The sequence below is a fragment of the uncultured Slackia sp. genome, from assembly GCF_944321625.1.
In the GTDB taxonomy this organism is placed as follows: domain Bacteria; phylum Actinomycetota; class Coriobacteriia; order Coriobacteriales; family Eggerthellaceae; genus Slackia.
The window spans coordinates 75,078-95,326 of sequence record NZ_CALUMA010000117.1 but is presented as its reverse complement, the minus strand read 5'-3'; the positions used below and the strand labels follow the sequence as shown (position 1 = coordinate 95,326).

Genomic DNA, 20,249 nt, shown 5'->3' with positions numbered 1-20,249 from the left:
CGCATGGAAGAGCCGATTTTTCAACCATGTTGCGGTTCTATGGAGATTGAAATGGGGCAAGTTTTCAACATCTATTGTTCTTATGTGAGAATAAACTATCTCTTGCCGTCAGGACCCCGATTTTAGGGTCGATTGCCAATGTTTCAGCACTTCAGAGCCTCTTCACAACGTAAAAATAGTTCTTTACATCACTTTGCATTGGGGTATACTTATGCGGCTATTCACTTTAGGATGATTTTGTCAGACCGTGAAAGGGAGAAGATATGAAGCGCACCTATCAGCCCAATAAGCGCAAGCGCGCCAAGACCCATGGCTTCCGTGCCCGCATGGCTACCAAGGGTGGTCGTGCCGTCCTCGCCGCTCGTCGCGCTAAGGGCCGCAAGCGTCTTTGCGTGTAAAGCCGAGGTGTCGGTGTGAAATCGACCATTAAGTCGAGCGCCGATATATCGCTGCTTTTCTCGCAGGGCAAAAGAATCAGTACTCCGTTTGTTACTGTGCTAGCCATGAAGCGGAGCGATCGACACGACCATGACCGCAATCATGGTCGTGTTGCTTTTATTGCGGGAAAAAAGCTCGGATGTGCGGTGTGGCGCAACAGCGCTAAGAGACGCATGCGCGCCATCGTATGCGATCTTGGAGGCCCGTGGGAGGGGTACGATATAGCCTTCATGGCTCGCTCCCCCATCATGAAGGCCTCGTATGGCAAAGTACGATCCGCCTGCGAGAAGGCACTGATAAAGGCGAACATCGTCAATCCCGCTTCGCGATAATGCTCCGGGCGGGGGCGAATTGAGGGATGTGCGAATGGAATCGGTAGGTTCTGCGCTGCGGGGGCTTCCCGCGCGGGCCGCTTTGGCGGTCATCAGATTCTACAGGCGTTCCATCTCTCCGATGTTTCCTCCTTCATGCAGGTATATCCCTACATGTTCCGAATACGGGCTCATTGCCATCCAGCGATTCGGGTTCATAAAGGGAGGTTGGCTTACCTTGCGACGTATCGGGCGATGCCACCCGTTTCGCAAGGGCGGATACGACCCTGTTCCCAAGAAATAGCGGCGCCGTTTAACCATCCAGGTGCCCAAGCTTCTTTGGGAGCGTTGAAAATTCCGGAATATGCCGCATACGCGGTTGGTGGTTCCCTACAAGAGAGGAAAGTCTATGTGGGAAGCAATCAAAGACTGGATATTTAACTGCATCCAGTTCTTCCAGGGCATCGTGGGCGACTGGGGCCTCGCGATTATCATTATCACGATCATTTTCCGCTTGATCGTGGCGCCCATCATGCACAAGCAGATTAAGTCGAGTTTCCAGATGCAGAAGGTTCAGCCTCTGATGAAGGAAATTCAGACGAAGTATGCGAACGACCCCATGCGTCAGAACGAGGAGATGCAGAAGCTCTACGCTGAGACCAAGTTCAACCCCTTGGCCGGCTGCTTGCCCATGTTTCTCCAGATGCCTATCTTCATCGCAATGTTCCAGACGCTGCGTGAGATCGGCGCGTCGCACCCTGATATTCAGTACACGTTCTACGGTCTGGTGTCTGATCTCACCAAGACTCCGGCCGACATGTGGGCGCAGGGCTTTGGCGCATTCTTCCCGTATCTGGTGCTGATGCTGATCTTCGCTTTCGCGACGTTCCTGCCCATGATTCTACAGAACCTCAAGAGCGATTCCCAGCAGCGCAACCAGATGCTTATCATGGGCGCGATCATGACCCTCATGATGCTCTGGATTTCCTGGGGTTCGCCCGCTGGCGTTCTTCTGTTCTGGGGTGCATCCTCCATCATCGGTATCGCCCAGCAGCAGATCACCATGGGCATCCTTCGTAAGGAAGAGGCCGTCAAAGAGGCCGAGACCATCGAGGTCAAGCCTGTGCAGGTGGATGTCGAGCGCCGCGTGAAGAAAAAGCGTCCCACCAAGAAGCGTTAATCATCTTTCGCCTGAACGGGCAAAATGGCCTCCAAGGCGTTTCGGCGCAGACGAGGCCGCCCAGCGATACGTTTGCTGGGATACATTGATTATGACGCGCGCCCTGTCTGTTGATAGGGCGTTGGGAGAAAGGAAGAGTCATGGCTGAAGAAGAGATCATGACCGAAGAGCCTGAAGTCCAGGAGGAAGCGCCTCGCGGCGATGCTCCCCACACCGAGACCATCGAACTTACTGAGGAAGAGCTGGACAAGGTTGCCGATACTGCCATCGATGCGCTCCAGGGTATTCTGAAGCACTTCGATGTGGGCGAAGTCACCATCGACGAGTACGAAGGCGACGAAGGCGAGCTGATTCTGGATATCACGGGCGACAATCTCGCCATCCTCATCGGTCGTCACGGCAAGACGCTCGATGCGCTCCAGTTCATCATTTCCGCCATCACCACGCGCACGCTTGGATTCCGTTACCCCGTGGTCGTGGACGTTGAGGGGTATAAGAACCGTCAGCGTCAGAAGCTTGAGAGCATCGCTCAGTCTGCTGCGAACCGCGCCGTCAATCAGCAGCGTAGCATTAAGCTGCGTCCCATGACGCCGTACGAGCGCCGCATCGTTCATCTTGCGCTTCGCAATGACCCCGATGTGGAAACCGCATCCGAGGGCGAGGGCAGCGCTCGCCACGTCGTGGTGATTCCTCGCCGCTAACGGCAGGAAGCGCTACGAGTGCTTATCTTGAAGCGTTCGTTATTGCGTCTGACATAGTATTTCTTTAAGGGAGCAGGTTTACTTCTGCTCCCTCTTTTTTATCCCGCATGGTACCCTGATGCACGCAAGCCGGGAGATATGGCCACAACCACAAAGAGGCACGTATGACTGCATTCTCTGAATTGATGAAAACTCGATACGGTATTGAGGTTTCCGACACGCAGGAGGAACTCCTTCTGAAAGATCTCCATGCAATCATGGAAGTTAATAAGGTCATGAACCTCACGCGCATTACCTCCGAAGAGGAGGGGATGGTGCTTCATCTTGAGGACAGCCTTACGGGTCTCCCTTATGTGAATGATGCGCCTCAAGGACTGTATGGCGACCTTGGTACCGGCGGCGGTTTCCCCGGCATCCCTCTTTGCATCATGACGGGCAGGCAGACCATGCTCGTTGATTCTGTTAAGAAAAAGGTGCGGGCGCTCGAGGGGGTTGCGTCCGATCTGGGGCTACAAGAGCAAATCACGGGATACGATGGTCGCATTGAGGATCTTGCTCTTGAGAAAAAGGGAGCGTTCTCGATCCTGACTGCGCGTGCGTTGAGTTCGCTGCCTTCGTTGATGGAGCTCGCTTGCCCTCTTCTTCGCAAGCACGGCAGGCTGGTGTGCTATAAAGCGCAGCCTTCTGAAGAAGAGCTGTCGATGGCTTCCGATATTGAGGGTCTGCTTAGCATGAAAAAGATCGCGCACGATTCATTCGAATTGAGCGACGGGTCGCAGCGGTGCATCATCGTGTACGAGAAGATCGATAAACCGCATGTGCGCCTCCCTCGCCGCGTGGGCCTTGCTCAGAAGTCTCCTCTCGTGCGACCTCAGAAATAGTTTGGATTCGTGTCTGATACGACTCCTGTTTCAAAATCAGTAAGGATGGCGTATTCGTTGCGGGAGAGGTCCCGCTGTGATGAAACGCTCCTTGCGTCAAGTCCGAAGTCACTGTTGATGTGGTGAAGCTGCTTCTTTCTCCTGTATCATTGCCACACCCTTCTCAGCTGCCGTAGTGTTTCACGTGAAACATAGGTAATGAGCAAAGAGGGTGTACGAATGGCGGAAGATAGGTCGATAGAGAAAGAACAACATCAATCGCATGGGTGAGACTTCTGTAAGCATCGCGCTCAGCGTATCGCCAGGTGAATCTCCGATGTGAGCAATATGACATAAAAGGCTGATGTTTCACGTGAAACATCAGCCTTTTGTTTGACCCAGCGGTCGGCTTAGTGGATACGCGGTTTCTTGATAGGGGCAGTTCATGCGTATCCGTTTTGGTAATCAAGAGGTGAGCCGCAACTGAGAGATATCTATCCACCTATCTAATACCTGATCTCTCTTTCAGACGTCAGATGTCAGAAGCTGGAATCGCAATCCGGATCAGGATCAGAATCGGAGTCAAAATCAAAATCAAAATCAAAATCAGAACAGGCCTCACCTTTCTTTGAGCGGCTAATCAATCGGCCGATTAAGAAACCAGCATGTTATCCAGTTGTCCAACTGATCCGATGATTTATTGACTATCCATTCATTTATTCGTCTAACAACGACCTAATCGGGCAACAACAACCGACAAATCAACCAACCAGTCGATAGCAAACTAACAACGCAGCATCAATGAATGAATAGGCGTCGTTTTCCAGTCCATCAAGCAATAACGAACCGATTAGGTAGCAACAACCGCCTAACCAGACAGCAGCCAGCAAACCAACCAACAAACCAACAAACCAACCAACAAACCAACAAACCAACAAACCAACCAACAAACCAACAAACCAACAAACCAACAAACCAACAAACCAACAAACCAACCAACCAATCAATCAATCAATCAATCGACTAATCAATGGGCGCCACCACTCGTCAGGTCAATCAATCAGTCGATTAACTAGAAGGAATCAGCCAATCCTTCTTGATGTGTTCCGCCGCGATGCGTCAAATTGCATCCCGGTAGAAGGTTTCACGCGTTCATTCGGTTGCTACTGCGTCAGCTTTTGACAAAAGTTCTCGAACCAAGAACTTTTGTCAAAAAAGAGAGATGCCGTTGCTGTCATGACCAGCAATCCAAGAGGATCGAATTCATAGGGATCCAATCCAAGGGGGTCCACTGCAAGCGCTCCTTAAGTACCATGCTGTGGGTAAAACAGGGTCAAGGGTTCAAGGGTCAAGGGTAAAAGGCAAAAGGCAAAGGGCAATCTCGATGGGATTACCCGGGAATCTCTTTTACCAATCCCCTACTTATATATATGTAAGGGATTCCATTCGTATGTGAGGAAGATAGCGAAAAGATGCGCCATCCTGACACTGGTTCCGTCTTGACGCCATTGGCGTGGTGCTGACCAATAGGACAGGCGGCTTATTCAAGCACCTACTTCCGGGTCAAGATAAGAAAGAAAATAATGAAGCGTTGCAGCGCAGGGTGGTATTCGCTGACAACGGGGTATAATATCGAATCCGACGCTTCCGTCAGTTTTCTTATCGATGTTTCACGTGAAACATCTCGTTCTGACTTTGGTTATAGAGTGTAGCCTGCCCGGTGCACCTTCTATATAACAGTACATTCGCAGCAGAGGAGGATTTTGTGGGCTTATTCGATAGCTTCAAGCGTCAGACAAATCGCTTCCATGAAGAACCCGTTGTGGAAGACAATCATGCATCTTCTCAGGTTGAAACCAACGAGGAGCCTGTTATTGAGGGTGCTCCTGTTGAAGCCACTGAGGTTCCTGAGACTGTAAACATGACTTCGGCGGAATCCGAAGAGGTTGTTTCACGTGAAACATCTTCCTCCGAGGAGCAGGTTGCAAAGTCCGCTGCGGATATGTATATCGCTACGCCGATTAAATCCTACGCCGATAAAAAGCCCGTTAAGCACGTCGTCGGCGCCACCAAGGTCATCGCTATCCTTAATCAGAAGGGCGGCGTTGGAAAATCCACGACGGCAATCGACCTTGGAGCTGCTCTCGGCGAGCTGGGCAAGCAGGTTCTCCTTATCGACCTCGACCCCCAGGGCAATACGTCGAGTGGTCTCGGCATCGAGAAAAACCGCCTCGATCAATGCATCTACGACGTCCTCCTTGGTGAAGCAGCTCTGACGGACGTGATTATCCCCGATGTTTGCGAAGGCTTGGATGTTGCGCCCGCCACCATCAATCTTGCTGGCGCCGAAGTCGAGCTCGTGGCGGAAATGGCGCGCGAGAATCGCTTGAAGGAAGCGGTTGGCGCCGTGCGTGGTCGCTATGACTATGTGTTCATTGACTGCCCTCCGTCCCTTGGCCTGCTGACGATTAATGCTTTGGTTGCCGCCGATAAGCTCCTCATTCCCATCCAATGTGAGTTCTATGCTTTGGAAGGTGTGACCAAGCTGCTCGATTCGATGAAGCGCGTGAAGACCCATCTGAATCCGAGCCTCGATATCTTTGGTGTGCTGCTGACGATGTACGATGGCCGCACGACGCTGTCCAAACAGGTGGCGAGCGAAGTGCGCAACTTCTTCGCGAAGCGTGTGTTCGATGTTGTGATTCCTCGTTCGGTTAAGATTTCCGAGGCGCCGAGTTTCGGTCAGCCCATTACCCAGTACGATCCCAGTGGCAAAGGCGCGGAAGCGTATCGCGCTCTTGCAAAGGAAGTGATATCTCGTGGCTAAAAACACCAAAGGTGGACTTGGTCGTGGCCTTGACTCTCTCTTAGGTGGATACGAAGCGGCAATGGAGCCCGCTCGTCCCGCTGCCCCCGCCCAGAAAGAACAGCCTGCGACGCCTGCTCCGACGCAATCCCCGAATATTGATCCGGTTGAAAAAAGAATCACGCCCGCCCGCACGGCGGACCGAGAGGTGATTCGTGAAGAGGACCTTCCTCAAGAGGATCGCGCTGTTCTTAACGGCGAAAAGAAGGAATCTTCCTCCGTTAAGACGACGCAAGAAACGGTGAAGCCGACGATTGCCGTCAAAGATGTGGTTGCAAAGAAGGAACTCATCGAAGAAAACGATGGCGTTACCATCATGGGCGTCGTCGAGCGCGTTCCTGGGGCATCTTCGGCACCGCGTCCTGCTTCGGCCCAGTCGCCTGCTGCAGTAAAAACGACTCCTGCAGTAAAAACGACTCCTGCAACCGCTTCTACGAAGGCTGCTTCTGTGACTACAGTCACCCCTGCTTCTTCAGCGTCGCGTGCAGCTACGAATGCTGCCGCCAATGCTGTTGAGAGCATCGAGGGCGAACCCATGACCATCGAGGTCGCTATCGACCAGGTGAAGCCTAATCCCAATCAGCCTCGCATGCATTTCAATAAGGAAGAGCTCGAAGAGTTGTCGTCCTCTATTCAGAAGGACGGCCTTCTGCAGCCTATTGTCGTTCGCAAGGTTAATGATACCTATGAAATCATCGCTGGTGAGCGTAGATGGCAGGCGTGTAATCTGGCTGGCATGAAGACGGTTCCCGTTCGCGTTATTGAAGCGGACGATATGAAGGTGCTTGAGCTGGCTTTGATTGAAAACCTCCAGCGCAGCGACCTCAATCCCATTGAAGAAGCGTATGGCTACAAGAGGATGATGGAGCGCGGCGGCAGGACGCAGTCTGAGGTTGCGGCAGCTGTCTCTAAGGGTCGATCCACTATCGCCAATGCCCTTCGTCTGCTTGATTTGCCCGAGGAAGCGCAGCAATTGCTGTATGAGGAGCGCATTACTGCTGGTCATGCGCGAGCGATTCTGTCTATCCCCACTGAGGAAGGACGTCAAAAGCTGACCGATAAGCTCAAGAGGGAAAAGCTTTCGGTCCGTGAGGCTGAATCTATTGCCCGTCTTTTTGCCGGAAGAGCAAAGGCGGCATCGCAGCCTCCTCGTCCTCCTGTGCCCAAGCTGTATAAGACCACGGCAAAATCGCTTGCAGCGGAGCTTGGCACCAAGGTTCGTATTCGCAGCGCTAACGGCAAGAATAAGATTGAGATTGAGTTCAAGGACGAAGAGGATCTCCAGCGTCTCCTTGAAAAAATGCATGAGTCTGGTCGTGAGGAAGAATAGGCCGCATGGCTGAGATAAAAGCATATTCGCTCGATGAATTGGGGCAGCTCTTCAAAGACAAGGGTTTGCCCCAATTTCGCGCGAAGCAGGTATATCAATGGCTCTATCAAAAGGGCGCGTGCTCGTACGATGAGATGACGAATCTCCCCAAGAACCTGCGCGCGACTTTGGCGGAAGAGCTTCCGCTTCTCCCTGCTGCGGTTATCGACCGACAGGTTTCATCCGATGGAACCAGGAAGTACGTCATTCAGTTCACCGACGGCACTGCAACCGAAATGGTTGCCATTCCTTCCCAGGATCGCCTAACCGTATGCTTTTCCACGCAGGTGGGGTGCGCGATGGCGTGTTCTTTCTGCGCGACGGGCCATGAAGGGTTCACGCGCAATCTTCTTCCCGGAGAAATGGTTGAGCAGGTCTTGATAGCGCAGCATGATATGGGTCGACGCGTGACCAATCTTGTTGCAATGGGTCAAGGTGAGCCGTTCCTGAATTATGACAACGTGAGAAAAGCATTGACCATTCTGAATAGCGAGCAGGGGCTGAATATCGCCGCGCGTAAAATTACAGTATCTACCTGTGGAGTCTTTGCTGGAATTCAGAAATTTGCTCAGGAGCCTGAGCAGTTCACGCTTGCCGTGTCGCTTCATTCTGCCATTCAGAAAACCCGCGATGAATTGATGCCCAAGGTTGCGAATCAGCCGCTTGCAGAGCTTCACGAGGTTCTGTGTCAGTATCAAGCCATCTCGAAGCGCAGAATTACATTCGAGTATCTCATGATTTCAAATATGAATGATGATGAGCGGAACCTGGATGCACTAGTTGATTTCTGTGATGGGCTCAGCTGCCATGTGAACCTCATCCCTTTGAATGAAATCGACGATTCTCCGTTCAAACCGGCTTCCCATCATCGTGTCGAGCGATTTATCGAGCGCCTACAGGGTTCAGGAACCGAAGCTACGCTGCGCCAATCCCGCGGCGGCGATATCGCAGGCGCGTGCGGGCAACTTAAGAATAAGACCTTGTAATAAAGGGGTAAGAGGAGCTAAGGGGCTGTAAGGCAAAAACGTGTCCGAGCAATCTTCCTCTCGCTCCTGAACAGGTATTTCGTCCTGCTGGAAGGGTGAAGGCATAAATAATGGCCGCCCAATCGAGCGGCCATTATCATGACTAAGTATTTCCGGCGGCATCGTTGTGCGCTGCCGATGAAGGACATCACCCCAGCGATGCTTTGGGGCATCGCTTTGCAAAGCAGTTGTATCGCTTACAGGGCGGCAGCGGCCTTCTGATAGCCAGCCTTGTGCATACCCTCGAACTTGCCGGTCATCTCGAAGAAGTGGGCGATATCCTCAAAACCCTCTTCGCGAGCGACCTTGGCGAACTCGGGATACATGTTCTCTTCCTCGTACTGCTCGCCAGCAGCGGCGTCCTCGAGGTTCTTCTTCACGTCGCCGAACATGCCCAGGTACACGGCCTCGGCCAGAGCATGGGCGGTTTCCTCGGCCATGGGACGGTCGAACGCAGCGGCGGCCTCTTCCTGGCCGGCCTCCTTGGCAATCTGCTGCCACAGGGTGTACTTACGGTTGGCCTGGGACTCGCCAGCGAAAGCGGCAGCCAGGTTCTCAGCGGTCTTGGTGCCGCTCACATCGGGCAGCTCATACTCATAGAAGGCGGCCTGCTTGGCATGGCACATGGGGCACTCTTCGGGGGCGGAGCCAACGTGGAGGTAGCCGCACACCTTGCAACGATAGATCTTCATAGCATCCTTCTTTCTTATTAGGACAATGTTGCAATAAGCACTGACGGGACAATAATACTGCTTCAATGTGTTCTGTCAACGGAAATCACCCAACCTATACGCCATGCGATATATTGGTCACGCAACGATACAACCAGCGCGCCGCGACGCTCGATTCATCGGCGGCGCGCCCGCGCGTAAGGATGAAAGATGGCTTATTCCGGTAATCCCAAAGATTATTCGGTCGCTGTGGTGTACGGCGGCACGAGCGGAGAGCGCGAAGTCTCTCTGAATTCCGGCAAATGCTGCGCCGCTGCCCTCGAAGAGGCGGGTTTTTCTGCCACGCTGATCGACCCCTCCTCCAAAGAGGACCTGAAGCGCCTGATCACTGAGGATTTTGATGTCGCGTTCCTTACGCTGCACGGCAAGGGCGGCGAAGACGGCAGCATTCAGGGCTTCCTGCAGACGGTGGGCATCCCCTACACTGGCTCGGGCATCTTGGCGAATGCCATTGCGGTTAACAAGCCCCGTGCCAAGGAATATTACGCCGCCGCGGGCCTTCGCGTCGCGCCTTCGATGGCCGTGGGCAAAAACGACGTGCTCGACGACGAGGATATGGGAGAAATTGTCGAAACCGTGGGCATTCCCTGCGTGGTCAAGCCTTCCACTGAGGGCTCTTCGCTCGGCATGACCATCGTCAAAGATGCCGCCGACCTGCGCGAAGCCATTGCGACTGCGCTTGCCGTGGACGATGAGGCCATGATTGAGGCCTTCATCGAGGGCACTGAGCTGACCATCGGTGTGCTTGGTACCGAGGACCCCTTCGCCCTTCCCATCATCCAGGTGGTGCCCAACCAGGACGAGTTCTACAACTATCACGCGAAGTACGCCGAGGGAGGCAGCACCCATCTGTGCCCCGCGCCCGTTTCTGCCGAAATCACTGAAGAGGCGCAGAATATGGCCGTCGCCGCGCATTCAATCCTTGGCTGCCGCGGCATTTCGCGCAGCGACTTCATGCTGGACAAGGAGGGCCAGTGCTGGATCCTGGAAACCAACACGCTGCCCGGCATGACCAATACGTCGCTGGTTCCCGACGCCGCACGTGTGGCGGGCATGGAATTTCCCCAGCTGTGCGAGAAGCTTATCGAATTCGCCTTGGAAGACGAATAATTCCCGCTCGGCAAGGTTTTTAGGACGCTTCGGTGTAAAAAGCGTTTCTTGAACCAAAAGCCTCCCCTCTGGCCCTTTTGGAGGTTCGGAGATGGGAGGCTTTCTTTGTTGCGAAAGAGCCTAGAACAATCCCATCGAGTGTAGCAGCCATACGACGCCCGCGATGACGGCGAAAATGAACGCCCATCCAATCACGTAGCATCCGGGATTCTTACGACGCGCCTGGTCAAGAAGCTTATCATGCAGGGTGCGATGGTCTTTCAAGATAGCCGTCCTGCCATCCCCTTGGGGAATCTTCACCTTGGCGCCCGGCTGCCACGACGAAGGGTCGTTGGCGATGGCTTCCACCGCCTGAGAATTCAAATCGGGGTCGGGACGCAATCCGTCGGCGGCGCGGCTCGCGAATGTGCTCAGAAATTGCTCGAATTGTGCGGCATAGCGAGGCGCGAACGCGATAATGGCCGCTTCTCCCCAATATTCGCTCCGCGCCACATCGTCGCTATAGGCAGTGAAGCTCAGCACATAGCGAATTTCCCACCCTTTGGCCTTGTAGATCGCCAGCGTGTGAGACACCATAGGATTGAGGTGCCCAATCAGCGCGCCGTAGGGGTTCTTGAGCCATGCCTGCTGACGTTTATCCTGGTCAAGTTGCCATTCTATCGTTCCTATATCGCCTACGGCATTATCGGGTCCGCCCAACGCCGCACCGGTTTTCTTATCCGGCGCGACAAAACGGGCGTATGTTCCGAAATACACATCTGAGGCGTTGAAATGTGCCATGAGGGCCCTTTCGTGTTAGGCTAATGCGTGCTAACTAAATCGACGAGATTGCGACATATAAACTATGAGTGTATACGACTTTATCACCGAAGGCACGCCGAAAGATGTATGCGAGCGCTATGCCGCGTTGTGCGACGTGGCTGCCCGCTCGGATTTTGGCGAACTCGACCGCAATGTAGTGATTCTTGACACCGAGACCACGGGATTCTCGCAGCATCATGACGAATTGACGCAGATTGCCGCCGCGCGCATGGAATGCGGCAAGGTCACCGATTGGTTCGTCACTTTCGTGAACCCCGGCAAGCCCATCCCCGAGGACGTCGCGCGTCTTACCAATATTCACGACGAAGATGTGGCGGATGCCCCTCTACCCGACGAAGCTCGCGCCCAGCTGGCGGAATTCGTGGGTGACGCCACCGTTGTCGCGCACAACGCGGCATTCGACAAGGGGTTCACTACGAAAAGCCCCTCGGGCTATCCCCTGCTCGAAAACCTTTGGGTGGATTCGCTCGACCTGGCGCGCATCGCGCTTCCGCGTCTGAAGTCGCATCGCCTGATTGACCTGGTCAGAGCGTTCGACGCCCCTATTTCGACCCATCGCGCCGACGCCGACGTCGAGGCGCTGTGTGCCGTATACCGCATCCTTCTTGCGGCGATCGCAAGTATGCCCCTCGATCTGGTGGAACATATTGCGTCTCTGGCCCCGGTTGAGGAATGGCCCACCGGCGCGGTGTTCTCGTGTATGGCAAGCCATATGGCTGCGCTCGAAGAAGCAAAGGCTGAAACCGGCGTGGAGTGCAAGCGTTACCCCCTTACCATCAGGGGTTTACGCCATGCGCGCCTGTCGGCGGCACAACAAAGCGACCATGCCACGCGCAATGCAGTCGTGGGCGACGCGACTACTGCAGGTCAACCCCTTTCGCCAGACCTCGCGCCGCGTGACGTGCGTTTTTCCTCCGACCAAGCACCCATCGAATTCCCCGATGCTCAGGAAATTGCCCAGGCGTTTACCGCCGATGGTATCGTCGGCGGTCTCTACGACGGCTTCGAGCCGCGCCAGGAGCAAGCCATCATGGCCGACGAGGTTCTGAAGGCGTTTTCGACCGGTACCAACCTCGTAGTGGAAGCGGGCACGGGCGTGGGCAAATCCATGGCGTATCTGTTGCCCGCCGCGCTGACGGCCGTACGCAATCATGTGCCCATGGGCGTCGCCACCAAGACAAACGCCCTGCTCGACCAAATCGTTTACAAGGAACTCCCCCTGCTCGCGCAGGGCCTTGCCGCCAACGGCGAAGGCGACCTGAGCTACGTGGCCCTCAAGGGCTTCTCGCATTATCCCTGCTTACGCCTGGTGGACCGCGTTGCGCACGAGGGTGCGCGCGTGGTCAATGTGGCAGGCAAGGACGTGAGCCAGGCTCCTTCTATCGCGGCGCTGCTTTCGTTCATCGAACAAACCGAATATGACGACATCGACGGCCTCAAGCTCGACTTCAAGGCGCTGCCCCGCTACGCCTTCACCACCACGTCGCGCGACTGCCTGCGCCGCAAATGCCCCTACTTCGGTACGCACTGCTTCGTGCACGGCCTGCGCAAAAAGGCAGAATCCGCCGATATCGTAGTAACCAACCACTCGCTGTTCTTCTGCGACCTGGCCGCCGATGGCGGGCTTCTGCCCCGCGCCCGTTACTGGGTGGTGGATGAGGCCCATGGCGCCGAGGCCGAGGCTCGCCGCGCACTCGCCATATCCCTCGACGCGGCCGAAATGGTGCGCCTGGCCAACCGTCTGGCCTCTGACGACGCCAAACGCAACGTTTTCGTGCGCACCGAGCGTCGCGCTCCCCTCGATTCGGGAACGCAGCCCGAGGCAAGCACGCTGTTCTACGGCCTTACCGAGAAAGCACGCGCACGCGGCAAGGCGTTCGCCGACGCCGCAACCGAGCTCGCTCATCACATGAAAGACCTGATCGCATGCGACACCGGTCGCGGCAACAAGGGCTATGAGAACATCGAGCTCTGGATTAACGACCAAATTCGCCAGGACGCACGTTTCTCGGCGCTGCGCGGATACGGCCGCACGTTCCGCGAGGCCGCCGAGCGCCTGATCACGTCGGGCAACGAGCTCATCGCGTTCCTCGAAGGCGTGGACGGCGTCGCCGACTGTCAGCGCGAAATCGCAACCGTGGTGATCGACGCCAAAGAGATGCTCCAGGCAAGCGAGCTCATCCTTGAGACGGGCGACCCGCGCTTCGTGTATTCCGCCAAGCTGTCGCGCAAGCCGGAGCGCATCGCCGAATCGCTGACGGCGCAGATCGTCGATATCGGGCAAACCTTGGGCGAAACGCTGTACGAAAACACCGAAAGCGTGGTGTACGCCAGCGCTACGATCACCGTCGGCGGCGAATTCAGAACCTTCATGAACGCCATGGGCTTGGGCGCCGACGAATCGTCGCGTGTGGAAACGTGCCTTTTGGGTTCAAGCTACGATTTCGACGCCAATATGCGCGTGTTCGTGATCAAGGACATCCCCGAGCCCAACCAGCCCGGTTACCTCGAAACGCTTCAGGAGCTGCTTACGCGCGTGCATGTGGCGCAGCAGGGCAGCATGCTCACGCTGTTCACCAACAGGCGCGAGATGGAGGCCTGCTACGACGCGGTTGACCCCGTGATGAAGGAAAACGGCCTCAGGCTCGTGTGCCAGAAGTGGGGCGTGTCCACCAAGGGCCTGCGCGATGACTTCCTCAAAGACGAACACCTTTCGCTGTTTGCCCTCAAAAGCTTCTGGGAGGGCTTCGACGCGCCGGGTGCCACGCTCAAAGGCGTGGTCATTCCTAAGCTGCCCTTCGCAAAGCCCACCGACCCCCTGTCGTGCGAGCGCGCGCAGCGCGATTCTGCGGCGTGGTCGCACTACACGCTGCCTCAAGCGGTGATTGAGGTGAAGCAGGCGGCAGGGCGTCTGATCAGATCGTCCACCGACACCGGCGTGCTGATTCTTGCCGACCGCCGCCTTTTGACCAAGGGATACGGCAGGTCGTTCCTCAAGTCGCTTCCCTCGCAGAACATCACCGCGTGCACCATCGACGAGGCCGTGCTGGCCGTCGAGGCGCTCGCGCGTATCGCGGACGAGCGTGCGCCGCGCGGAATCGCCGCCCCACCCGATGAGGCAGGCAACGCGATAGGCGGGGTCTATGGCGCATAACGACAACCGTTCGCACCTGTTCAGGGGCATCGCCGAAAACCTGCATATCAAGGGCAATACCGCGGGCACGTCCAACGAGCTCTCGCTTTCGGTGTTGGACGAGCGCAGCAAGAAGGCAGACGGCAAGTCGTCCACCACGCCACGCCTCTCGCGCCTGAACAAGGTGTCGGTGTTTTCCGTCGAAAAAGGTGCATCGCGTAAAGAGAAGAAGTCAGAGAAAAAAGCAGAGAAAAGGGCGGAGAAAAACGCCGGAAACGCCCCCACCGGGGCCGATGTGGCCGGATACGCCCTCGACCTGTCCACCAAGGGTCGCGCCGCCCGTGCGCGCAAGCGTGCGCTGGACGACCCCGAAGCCGAGATTCGCCGCCGTAAATCCGCGCGTCGCGCCCGCCGCGTCGTAGGCACGGTCGTGGGCGTGGCGGCATCCATCGTGGTCATCGCCTACGCCGGCTATCACCTGTGGAGCGCCTACCAGCAGAACATGGAAAACCTGACGGTGTTGGGCCAGGCCATGCAAGAGCTGGAAACGGCCGACGAGGTGGTTCTTGCCGTGGACGAGCTGGCGACGGATGGCATCGGCGACACGTCCGACGAAGACCTTGACGCCTTGATTGCCCAGATGGACGCCGCGCGCATCCACATCAATGCCGCCGCTGCGTTCGGCGATACCGCATATGAGTCGATGGAGCAATCCGCCGATCGCGAAGCCGCTCTGAAGGCGCAGGAAAGCGCCGCGGCACGCACCGAATTGCTGGACGACGCGCTGATCATCATCCAGGCCGAATCCCAGGCGCGCACCGCATCGACGGCGATGCAGCAATGCTGGGATTCCCTCGTTGCGGCCGACGCCCTGCTCAAAGAGGCCGCAGCCATGGTGACCGAGACCACCAACGAAAACGTCAAGGCCTCCGAGGAGAAGACCATCCAGGCGCGCGACACCCTCAACGAGGCCGCCGCGTCACTCGCTTCCGCGCAGGAGGCCTACCCTTCGGCGGACCTTTCCGTATTCGAGTCCTACATTGCCAAGCGTCTTGAGGCCATCGAATACGCCCTTGCGAGCAACGAGGCGATCTACATCCAGGACAAGGCCACGGCGGACGAGCAGAACGCGCTCTACAACGAGGCCGACGCCGAAGCGGTGGAAATAGCCCAAAAGCTCCCCAAAGATCCTACGCAACCCATCGAGGACGCCCTTGAGGCTGACACGCAGGAAACGCGCGACAGCTACTTCGACACACGTGAAGCAGCCGCGCAGTCCGATGCGTATATTCGGGATTATCTGGGGGAAAGCCAGTAAATCGGCCCGGATGAGGCACGATGGGCTATACTATTGAACGAATATGCCCGTATTTGAATAACGTACCGCGAACGATAAGGTGTAAACATGAGCACACCGATGGACCACATAGCATATCTCTCGCAGGAGATTGGCGCCCGCCCTTCCGGCACGGAGGAAGAGCAGCAAGCGGCGCTCTACATCACTGATTGCCTTCAGAAGGAGGCGCACCTCTCGGCGAGTATCGAGGATTTCGCCTGCTCCACCAACCCTGGATTGTCTAAGGTTATCTGCCATGCCGTGGCCATCGTCGCGGTGTTGCTTTCCATCGTGCTGCCCGTTGCATCCATTCCCGCTGCCGTAGTTGCGTTCCTCGCGGCGGCGGTTCTGTTTCTTGAGACGTTCGACAAGCCCGCGCTGTCCCAGGCGTTCATGAAGGGCATCAGCCAGAACGTCGTGGGCAAGTACGAGCCGGTGCGCGACCCCGAAAGCGCAGGTGCGCGCCGCCGCAAGGTCATCCTGGTGGCCAATTACGACAGCGGCAAACTGCGCCGCGACCTAGCGCATCCGCTGGTGAGCGTTCGTCGCGTGCTCGACATCGCCGTGCTTGCGGCAAGCGTTCTGATTCCGGTGTTCCTGCTGATCTGCGGTATTGCGTTCGGCGGCGTTCAGGGCGCCGGTGCGATTGCCATCATCGTGATCAAGGTGGTTCTGGCCGTTATCGTGCTTATCCCCGTGGTGTTCTACATCCTTGAGAAGACCGCCGATTATAACGAGGCCGCCAACTCCAACGCCGCCGGCGTTGCCGTCATGCTTGAGGTTGCCCGCCGCCTTGGCACGGGCGAGGTGAGCTCTTCCCCGATCGCTTCGGGCGTGATGCATGACGAGCAGACGGCGCGCGAGGCGGGCGTGGTGCCCGACGGCGCCACCATTAGCTACGAATCTGACGGCACCGGTGACAGGCTCTCCGCCGCCAAGGCCGCCGTTGCCGCAATGGCGGGCGGAGCCGTGCACCATGGCGTGCGTGACATCGCCGACAACCTGGTGCAGGTGAAGGACGCCCCCATCGCCGCGCCCGACGCCGCCGCCATGTCCAAGGCGCGTCAGGACACGCGCGAGGCTCTTGCTAGCGCCCCCGCTGGAACCTTGGCTGAGGCCGCTGCAAAGGCTGCTGCCCTTCATGAGCAGGCAGAACAGCGCGCGGCTGAGGAGGCCGCCGCCATCGAGCGCGCCGCCCAGGAGGCGGAACTTGCCGCCGCCGAGGAGCAGCGTGCAGCCGAAGAGGCGGAAGCGGCCCGCGTAGCCGCCGAGGCCGAAGCCGCCAAGCCCGCGAGCGTGCCCGACTGGTACAAGAAGGCCACCGAGAAAGCCCGCATCAAGGCCGAGCAGTCCGGCGAGCAGGAGGATACGGCGCAGTACCGTTCTCGCTATGCCGATTTCCCGTCCGACAATCATGAGGAGCCTGTCGAGGATTCCGCATCCGCTGAGGCTGCCGTTCAGGTTGAAACGTCTGTTGAGGAACAGGCGTCCTCGCAGGCCGAAGAGGCTGTTTCCCGTGAAACCACCGAGGCCGCTGCTGTGGCGACCGAGGTTGAACCCGCCGCCGCGCCCGCTGCTGAGGCGCACGAGGCTTCGCCTGCCGACGCCACCGGTGCCACGCCCGCCGTTCAGGCTGCCGCATATCCCAGCGAGACCACGGCCATGCCCGCGTTGGGCCAGCAGGGCAACCTCAATTTGGACGCCCTTCGCGCCGCTGTCCAGGCGGGGGCTCCCGCTGACGACGCCCAGCAGGCGCCGCAGGTGGCTCAGCCCGCTCCGGCTTCTGACATTTCGGGCGCCGAGACCACGCGTCTGCCTCAGATGATGTACTACACGCCTCCCGCCGATCGCGAGGACGTCATGCGCGACCGCGCTCAGAAGGATCGCGTCACCGTCTCGGCCGAGGGTCTTGACCAGGCGGCCACCATGGATGCCGCCGAGGTCGCGCCGCAGGACGCCTACGCGCACATGCCTCTTCCCAACCAGGCAGAGGTCGCTGCCGCGGCGCCGGTTGTTTCGCGTGAAACCGTTCCCGCCTCCGCCGACCAAGCGGCCCCGCAGGCCGCTGCGCAGGGTCGCGTGCTCAAGGCGAACATCCCCGTGGTCGACCTGCCCCAGATTACGCTTCCTCCCATCACGGCGCCCGAGCTCAAGCCGGTGTCGTTCGAGGAATTCCGTCAGCGCGCGCCCCTGGCCAACGTGGCGGATGCCCACGGCCAGGACGCTGCGAAATCGCTGCTCGCCACCACGCTGCCTTCCATCGAAGGCCCCGATGCCGACGCTACGGTGGGCATGCCCGCGGTGGAGGAGAAGCCCCAGAACGTAAGCCTGACCGGCAGCTTTGCGGCAGTGGAGGCCATCGGCTCCAAGCCTGTGGGCGATGAGCTCGTGGACGGCCTTGATCCCGAGGACATCTACGTGGACGACGCCGACGATTCCGCCTTCGACGCCGAGTTCACCGAGACCGGCGCGTTTGCCGGCCCCGGCTATGTCGAGATGCCTCAGTCCCGCGTGGGCAAGTTCTTCGGCAAGTTCCGTCGCAAGAACAAGAAGGCTGAGGAAAGCACCCATGACTGGCTGGGCGTGGACGAAGATTTCGATGCGCGCTCTGTGGGCAAGGCCCGCGGCGGCTGGGAGAGCTTCCGCGACGAGGAAGACGACTGGAACGGCGGCGCCTTCAGCAACCTCCGCGCCCGCATGGGACGCGGCGGAGCGGAGCCCGTCGATGAGCGCGACCACGAGATGCAGGAGCATGTCGAAAGCCGCCGCGCCATGGACGCCGGTCCGGCTGTTTCCGCCGATGAGTTCGCCGCGGTTGCCGCCATGGCTGCTAGCAAGGCTTCCAAGGAAGAAAGCGTAGCGCCTGTTCCGCACGCTGACTTCGAGGACGTTCAGCAGATCTACTCGTTCGCGTCGGGCGACATCAACACCGAGGTGTGGTTCGTCGCGCTTGGCTCCGAGCTGGCCGAACAGGGCGGCATCAAGGCGTTTTTGGCTGACCATGCGTCCGACATGCGCGGCGCGATTATCGTCAACCTCGAGTCGCTGGGTTCCGGCGAGCTGTGCTACCTGGAGTATGAGGGCATGCTGAAACAGATGAAGTGCTCGCCCCGTATGAAGCGTTTCATCCGCAAGGCCACCCAGGCGTCCGGCGTGGACATCCAGGGCGCTACCGTGAATTGGCGCGAGAGCCCCGCGAGCTTCGCGATGAAGCACCGCGCGCAGGCCGTGACCCTTGCCGGCATGGATGGCAACAAGCCCGCGCTCATGGGCGAGGCCGACGACGTGATTGAGAACATCGACGAGGAATCGCTCAACCGTGCCGCCGACTTTGTAGTGGAGCTGCTCAAGAACATCTAATGCTCAAGAGCTCATAGGATGTGTTCGGGCGCTGGCTTTGGCCGGCGCCCTTTTGTATAGCGCAGAATGAATGGCGAGGAATAAAGGTTACGCCTCTAACGGTATACGGACCAATTCGCCGGCATAACCGCTTTTCAGAGTTGAGATTTGCGTTACGTCTGTGCGGTATTGTGCCCTCAACGCAAATTCCATAGGGGGAGGGGACGGAATAGGGTATCATTGTCCGCGTTGGTAACGGCGTACACCGCCGATGAAATGGGGCGATGCCCCGTATGACATTTGGAGGTAAGAATGGCTATCGAGGCGTATTGCGTGAAGTGCAAGGCGAAGAAGGTCATGCAGGACCCCGTCGAGAGCGTCACGAAGAACGGCAAGCCGATCACCAAGGGCAAGTGCCCTGACTGCGGAACCACCATGTGCCGCATCGGTTCCACCAAGTAACAACGGCCTTATAAGCCATCCCGAAAGCCCGCCACAGAGCGGGTTTTCTTTTTCTCTGGGGCGATTCTACGAATAGCGCACTGCGCTGTTTTCTTGACGCGATTCCACCTCATCGGTTTGAGTCCCTCTTCGTTGTCGCAATAAAAAAGCCCACGCATGACGCATGGGCTTCGAAGCTCCTATGGAGCGGGTGACGGGACTCCCGCGTTCACTTCGCGAACGCTCACGCGCTTCGGCTGAAGCCTTCGCGCCGATTCGCTACAAACAGCCCACGGGGCTGTTTGCTTAACGCGAATCCACCTCGTCGGTTCGAGTCCCTCTTCGTTGTTGCAATAAAAAAGCCCACGCATGACACATGGGCTCCAGAGCTCGAATGGAGCGGGTGACGGGACTCGAACCCGCGAATGAAAGCTTGGGAAGCTTTTGCCTTACCACTTGGCCACACCCGCAATTCAGCGAAAGACAGTATAGCGCATAAATACGAAAAGGGGTCAGTCACTTTTTCACATCGCATTTCGGCATCCGAAGGGAGAATCGCGCGCAGGCGTGAGGATGCGCCATACACC

The 20,249-nt window shown here is 57.5% G+C and carries 17 protein-coding genes and 1 tRNA gene; 14 read left to right on the top strand and 4 right to left on the bottom strand.

What is annotated here, in order from left to right; all coding sequences use genetic code 11:
- Positions 1–263: 263 nt before the first annotated feature.
- The 6 genes from rpmH to rsmG all read left to right on the top strand — a co-directional run bounded on the left by rpmH (position 264) and on the right by rsmG (position 3,511).
- Positions 264–398 (top strand): 50S ribosomal protein L34, encoded by a 135-nt coding sequence (gene rpmH / locus Q0J60_RS09980; RefSeq protein WP_123209632.1) that lies wholly within the window; start codon positions 264–266, stop codon positions 396–398.
- Between the two features lie 15 nt (positions 399–413).
- Positions 414–770, top strand: coding sequence for a ribonuclease P protein component (gene rnpA / locus Q0J60_RS09975; protein WP_294441130.1), 357 nt, complete (start codon positions 414–416; stop codon positions 768–770).
- A 34-nt stretch (positions 771–804) separates the two neighbouring features.
- On the top strand, positions 805–1,053 hold the full coding sequence (gene yidD, locus Q0J60_RS09970; RefSeq protein ID WP_294441128.1) for a membrane protein insertion efficiency factor YidD: 249 nt from the start codon (positions 805–807) through the stop codon (positions 1,051–1,053).
- A 105-nt stretch (positions 1,054–1,158) separates the two neighbouring features.
- Complete coding sequence (locus tag Q0J60_RS09965) at positions 1,159–1,929, top strand: YidC/Oxa1 family membrane protein insertase (protein ID WP_294441127.1); 771 nt, start codon at positions 1,159–1,161, stop codon at positions 1,927–1,929.
- A 140-nt stretch (positions 1,930–2,069) separates the two neighbouring features.
- Positions 2,070–2,630: a R3H domain-containing nucleic acid-binding protein gene (locus Q0J60_RS09960; protein ID WP_294441125.1), complete on the top strand. Its 561-nt coding sequence runs from the start codon at positions 2,070–2,072 to the stop codon at positions 2,628–2,630.
- 164 nt (positions 2,631–2,794) lie between these two features.
- The gene (gene rsmG / locus Q0J60_RS09955) at positions 2,795–3,511 is read left to right on the top strand and encodes a 16S rRNA (guanine(527)-N(7))-methyltransferase RsmG (RefSeq protein WP_294441123.1); all 717 of its coding nucleotides are present in this window, start codon (positions 2,795–2,797) and stop codon (positions 3,509–3,511) included.
- 740 nt (positions 3,512–4,251) lie between these two features.
- Here rsmG and Q0J60_RS09950 read toward each other — a convergent pair.
- Positions 4,252–4,497, bottom strand: coding sequence for a hypothetical protein (locus tag Q0J60_RS09950; RefSeq protein ID WP_294441120.1), 246 nt, complete (start codon positions 4,495–4,497; stop codon positions 4,252–4,254).
- 995 nt (positions 4,498–5,492) lie between these two features.
- On the opposite strand from Q0J60_RS09950, the gene Q0J60_RS09945 reads away from it, so the two are divergent.
- The 3 genes from Q0J60_RS09945 to rlmN are packed head-to-tail and all read left to right on the top strand — an operon-like array spanning position 5,493 to position 8,711.
- The gene (locus Q0J60_RS09945; RefSeq protein ID WP_294441166.1) at positions 5,493–6,317 is read left to right on the top strand and encodes a ParA family protein; all 825 of its coding nucleotides are present in this window, start codon (positions 5,493–5,495) and stop codon (positions 6,315–6,317) included.
- Entirely contained in the window at positions 6,310–7,686 is a 1,377-nt protein-coding gene (locus Q0J60_RS09940) for a ParB/RepB/Spo0J family partition protein (protein ID WP_294441118.1), read from the top strand. The genes Q0J60_RS09945 and Q0J60_RS09940 overlap by 8 nt, the downstream gene beginning before the upstream one ends.
- A 5-nt stretch (positions 7,687–7,691) precedes the next feature.
- On the top strand, positions 7,692–8,711 hold the full coding sequence (gene rlmN / locus Q0J60_RS09935; RefSeq protein WP_294441115.1) for a 23S rRNA (adenine(2503)-C(2))-methyltransferase RlmN: 1,020 nt from the start codon (positions 7,692–7,694) through the stop codon (positions 8,709–8,711).
- A 236-nt stretch (positions 8,712–8,947) separates the two neighbouring features.
- Here rlmN and Q0J60_RS09930 read toward each other — a convergent pair whose 3' ends face one another.
- Complete coding sequence (locus Q0J60_RS09930; protein WP_294441112.1) at positions 8,948–9,442, bottom strand: ferritin family protein; 495 nt, start codon at positions 9,440–9,442, stop codon at positions 8,948–8,950.
- Positions 9,443–9,631: 189 nt separating this feature from the next.
- Here Q0J60_RS09930 and Q0J60_RS09925 point away from each other — a divergent pair, with 189 nt between their 5' ends.
- Positions 9,632–10,591, top strand: a complete 960-nt coding sequence (locus tag Q0J60_RS09925) for a D-alanine--D-alanine ligase (protein WP_294441109.1) — start codon at positions 9,632–9,634, stop codon at positions 10,589–10,591.
- A gap of 120 nt (positions 10,592–10,711) precedes the next feature.
- Here Q0J60_RS09925 and Q0J60_RS09920 read toward each other — a convergent pair whose 3' ends face one another.
- The gene (locus Q0J60_RS09920) at positions 10,712–11,371 is read right to left on the bottom strand and encodes a hypothetical protein (protein ID WP_294441107.1); all 660 of its coding nucleotides are present in this window, start codon (positions 11,369–11,371) and stop codon (positions 10,712–10,714) included.
- Between the two features lie 64 nt (positions 11,372–11,435).
- Between Q0J60_RS09920 and Q0J60_RS09915 the strand changes: the two genes are divergently transcribed.
- The 4 genes from Q0J60_RS09915 (at position 11,436) to Q0J60_RS09900 (ending at position 19,683) form a co-directional block, all read left to right on the top strand.
- Positions 11,436–14,567 (top strand): helicase C-terminal domain-containing protein, encoded by a 3,132-nt coding sequence (locus tag Q0J60_RS09915; RefSeq protein WP_294441103.1) that lies wholly within the window; start codon positions 11,436–11,438, stop codon positions 14,565–14,567.
- On the top strand, positions 14,557–15,864 hold the full coding sequence (locus Q0J60_RS09910; protein ID WP_294441101.1) for a hypothetical protein: 1,308 nt from the start codon (positions 14,557–14,559) through the stop codon (positions 15,862–15,864). The genes Q0J60_RS09915 and Q0J60_RS09910 overlap by 11 nt, the downstream gene beginning before the upstream one ends.
- A gap of 87 nt (positions 15,865–15,951) precedes the next feature.
- Positions 15,952–19,242, top strand: a complete 3,291-nt coding sequence (locus Q0J60_RS09905) for a hypothetical protein (RefSeq protein WP_294441099.1) — start codon at positions 15,952–15,954, stop codon at positions 19,240–19,242.
- A gap of 291 nt (positions 19,243–19,533) precedes the next feature.
- On the top strand, positions 19,534–19,683 hold the full coding sequence (locus tag Q0J60_RS09900) for a DUF5679 domain-containing protein (RefSeq protein WP_181443042.1): 150 nt from the start codon (positions 19,534–19,536) through the stop codon (positions 19,681–19,683).
- A 374-nt stretch (positions 19,684–20,057) separates the two neighbouring features.
- On the opposite strand, the gene Q0J60_RS09895 is transcribed toward Q0J60_RS09900, so the two are convergent.
- Positions 20,058–20,132, bottom strand: a tRNA-Gly gene (locus Q0J60_RS09895).
- Positions 20,133–20,249 lie beyond the last annotated feature (117 nt).

Bases quoted from the DNA above. Each gene is read 5' to 3' on its own strand.
- rlmN (WP_294441115.1), top strand. From the start codon at position 7,692: ATGGCTGAGATAAAAGCATATTCGCTCGATGAATTGGGGCAGCTCTTC.
- Q0J60_RS09905 (WP_294441099.1), top strand. From the start codon at position 15,952: ATGAGCACACCGATGGACCACATAGCATATCTCTCGCAGGAGATTGGC.
- Q0J60_RS09925 (WP_294441109.1), top strand. From the start codon at position 9,632: ATGGCTTATTCCGGTAATCCCAAAGATTATTCGGTCGCTGTGGTGTAC.
- rsmG (WP_294441123.1), top strand. From the start codon at position 2,795: ATGACTGCATTCTCTGAATTGATGAAAACTCGATACGGTATTGAGGTT.
- Q0J60_RS09930 (WP_294441112.1), bottom strand. From the start codon at position 9,442: ATGAAGATCTATCGTTGCAAGGTGTGCGGCTACCTCCACGTTGGCTCC.
- Q0J60_RS09915 (WP_294441103.1), top strand. From the start codon at position 11,436: ATGAGTGTATACGACTTTATCACCGAAGGCACGCCGAAAGATGTATGC.
- Q0J60_RS09910 (WP_294441101.1), top strand. From the start codon at position 14,557: ATGGCGCATAACGACAACCGTTCGCACCTGTTCAGGGGCATCGCCGAA.
- Q0J60_RS09960 (WP_294441125.1), top strand. From the start codon at position 2,070: ATGGCTGAAGAAGAGATCATGACCGAAGAGCCTGAAGTCCAGGAGGAA.
- Q0J60_RS09920 (WP_294441107.1), bottom strand. From the start codon at position 11,371: ATGGCACATTTCAACGCCTCAGATGTGTATTTCGGAACATACGCCCGT.
- yidD (WP_294441128.1), top strand. From the start codon at position 805: ATGGAATCGGTAGGTTCTGCGCTGCGGGGGCTTCCCGCGCGGGCCGCT.
- Q0J60_RS09900 (WP_181443042.1), top strand. From the start codon at position 19,534: ATGGCTATCGAGGCGTATTGCGTGAAGTGCAAGGCGAAGAAGGTCATG.
- rpmH (WP_123209632.1), top strand. From the start codon at position 264: ATGAAGCGCACCTATCAGCCCAATAAGCGCAAGCGCGCCAAGACCCAT.
- Q0J60_RS09965 (WP_294441127.1), top strand. From the start codon at position 1,159: ATGTGGGAAGCAATCAAAGACTGGATATTTAACTGCATCCAGTTCTTC.
- Q0J60_RS09945 (WP_294441166.1), top strand. From the start codon at position 5,493: ATGTATATCGCTACGCCGATTAAATCCTACGCCGATAAAAAGCCCGTT.